Source organism: Nocardia concava NBRC 100430, from assembly GCF_000308815.1.
Classification (GTDB): Bacteria; Actinomycetota; Actinomycetes; order Mycobacteriales; family Mycobacteriaceae; genus Nocardia; species Nocardia concava.
Map to the genome: position 1 here is coordinate 1 of NZ_BAFX01000134.1, position 3,079 is coordinate 3,079.

The following is a 3,079-nucleotide window of genomic DNA, read 5'->3' on the forward strand; positions in this document are numbered from 1 at the left end:
TCGAAGAAGTCGTCGTCCGCGCCGACCCGGTCGATGCCGAGCAATTCCGCGAACACGCCCGCCACGATCTCCTCGATCGGGGTGGACGCGGCACGGAAGCCGCGGGCCTCGAAGGTCGGGGCGGGCAGGGCCTTGCGGTCCAGCTTGCCCGACGCGTTGAGCGGGAACTCGTCCAGGACCACGACGGCGGTCGGCACCATATAGGCCGGAAGTGCCTGCGCCACACCGACCTTCAGCGCCTCGGCGGCGACCTCCGGGCCCGCCACCACGTAGCCGACCAGCTGATCACCGGTGTGCGCGTCGGCGCGCACCACGACGACCGACTGCGAGACGCCAGGCTGCGCCAGCAGCGCGGCCTCGATCTCGCCCAGCTCGATGCGCAGGCCGCGCAGCTTCACCTGGAAGTCGGTGCGGCCCAGGTACTCCAGTTCACCGTCGGCGTTCCATTTCACGAGATCGCCGGTGCGGTACAGGCGTTCGCCCGTCCCGAACGGATCGGCGACGAAGCGGTCCGCGGTCAGGTCCAGACGCTCGACATAACCGCGCGCGAGCTGCGCGCCCGCCAGGTACAGCTCGCCCGCGACGCCGACCGGCACCGGGTTGAGGCGTGAATCCAGCACGTAGACACGGGTATTGAAGACCGGTCGGCCGATCGGCATGGAGACCGTGTCGGCGTCGGTCGCCTCGTGGTAGGTGACGTCGACCGCGGCCTCGGTGGGGCCGTACAGGTTGTGCAGGCGCGCACCGGTGAGCTCGCGCAGCTGTCGCGCGGTCGGCGCGGGCAAGGCTTCGCCCGACGCGAACACCTGCCGCAGCGGCCAGCCCTCGTCATCCCGGCATGCTTTTGGCCGGGATCCATCGGTGGATTCCGGCCAAAAGCGCGCCGGAATGACGGGGTTGGTGTCGCCCAGAGCGGAGACGAAAGCCGACAGCATGGACGGCACGAAATGCGCGGTGGTGATGCCGTGTTCCGCAATCAGCTCTGCCAGGTACACCGGATCGCGGTGCCCGTCCGGCTTGGCGACCACCAGGCGCGCCCCGGTCTGCAACGGCCAGAAGAACTCCCACACCGACACATCGAAGGTCGCCGGAGTCTTCTGCAGCACAGCGTCGTTCGCGTCGATCGGGTACTCGTGCTGCATCCACACCAGGCGGTTCACGATCGCGCCGTGCTCGACGGCCACACCCTTGGGTCGGCCGGTCGAACCGGAGGTGAAGATGACGTACGCGGTGTGCCCGGGCCGCAGCGGCCGGGTGCGGTCGGCGTCGGTGAGGATCGCGGCGCTGTAGGACTGCGCCGCCGCCTCGGTCCGTTCCATGGTGAAGGTCGTGATATCCCGTGCACCGGTGTCGAATTCGTCGCGCTCGGTGGTGAGCAGCAGGCGCGGTCGGGCGGTGTCGAGAATGTGGCCAATGCGGTCGAGCGGCTGATCCGGGTCCAGTGGCACGTACGCCGCACCGGTCTGCAGCACGGCGTACATGGCGACGACCAGCTCGGTCGAGCGGCGCATGGCCAGGGCGACCAGGGATTCCGGTCCGACACCCTGGGTGATGAGCAGCCGGGCCAGGCGGTTGGCCCGCTCGGACAGCTCCCGGTAGGTGAGCGTCTCGCCCTCGAAGACCAGCGCGACGGCGTCGGGTGTGGCCGCGACCTGGGCGTCGAAGCGCGAAACCAGGGTCGCCGCGGCGCCTTCCGGCAGCGTCGCCGCCACATCGAAGGCGGTGGCGTTCCAGTCGGTCAGCACCCGCTGCCGCTCCCCCGCCGAGAACAGTGCGAGATCGCCGACCGGCGCGTTCGGGGCGGCGGTCACCGCGGCCAGCACCCGCTGCAGGCGCGCGGCCAGCTCGGCGACCGTGGCCGGATCGAAAAGATCGGTGGCGTAGGAGAATTCGGCGGCCATACCGGTGGCATCGCCCTGCTCGTCGTGCGACTCCTGCAGGGTCAGCTGCAGGTCGAACTTGGCGAACGGGATCTCCAGATCCGCACCGGCGACCGTGAGCCCGGGCAGTTCCAGGCGGGTGGGCGCCATGTTCTGGAAGGTCAGCATGACCTGGAACAGCGGGTTGCGGGCCTGCGAGCGGGCCGGGTCCAGCAGTTCCACCAGGCGCTCGAACGGCACGTCGGCGTGGCCGAAGGCGCGCACATCGGTCTCGCGCACCCGTCCGACCAGGTCCTCGAAGGAGGCGGCCGGGTCGATATCGGTGCGCAGCACCAAGGTATTGACGAACATGCCGATCAGGTCGTCGAGTTCGGCCTCACCGCGTCCGGCCACCGGCGTGCCGATGGCGATGTCGCGGGTGCCGGACAGCCGGGCCAGCAGCAGCGCCAGCGCCGAGTGCATGACCATGAACAGCGTGGTGTTGTGCGTCTCGGCGAATCGCCGTGCGGCGGCGTAGATCTCGTCGTCGAGGCGGAAGGCGTGGGTGCCGCCGCGGTAGGAGGCCACGGCGGGCCGCGGGCGATCCCACAGCAGCACCAGTTCGTCGGGCAGATCGGCCAGTGCCTCGCGCCAGTAGGCGATCTGGCGGGCCAGCGGCGAGTCCGGATCGTCCTCGCTGCCCAGCGATTCCCGCTGCCACACCGCGTAATCCGCGTACTGCACCGGCAGCGGCGCCCACTGCGGGGCGGCACCGCGCACGCGCTCGGCGTAGGCGGACACCAGGTCGCGGGCCAGCACGCCGATCGAAACGCCGTCGGCGGCAATGTGATAGATCGAGGCCACCAGCACGTGCTCGTCGGCCGCGAGGCGCAGCAGGCACAGGCGCAGCGGCGGCGCGGCGGTCACGTCGAAACCGGCGCCGACCACCTCGGCCACGGCGGCCGCGATATCGGCCGCCTCGATGTCGACGACCGGCAGTTCCGGCAGCGCCCGCGGATCGTCGAGGGGCAGCACCTGCTGGAAGCCCTCGCCGTCCACCTCCGGGTAGACGGTGCGCAGGACCTCGTGGCGCGCAACCAGATCCGCGGCGGCGGCCCGCATGGCGTCCACGTCCAGCGTGCCGGTGAGGCGCACGGCCAGCGGCATATTGTCCACGGCGCTGTTCGGATCGAAGCGGTTGAGGAACCACATGCGCTGCT

Annotated in this window: 1 protein-coding gene; it reads right to left on the minus strand. The window is 70.4% G+C overall.

The genetic code is table 11. The features are described 5' to 3' along the window. Positions 1-3,079 (minus strand): non-ribosomal peptide synthetase (locus ON43_RS31520; RefSeq protein WP_040813349.1); only part of this gene is annotated, 3,079 nt, incomplete at both ends.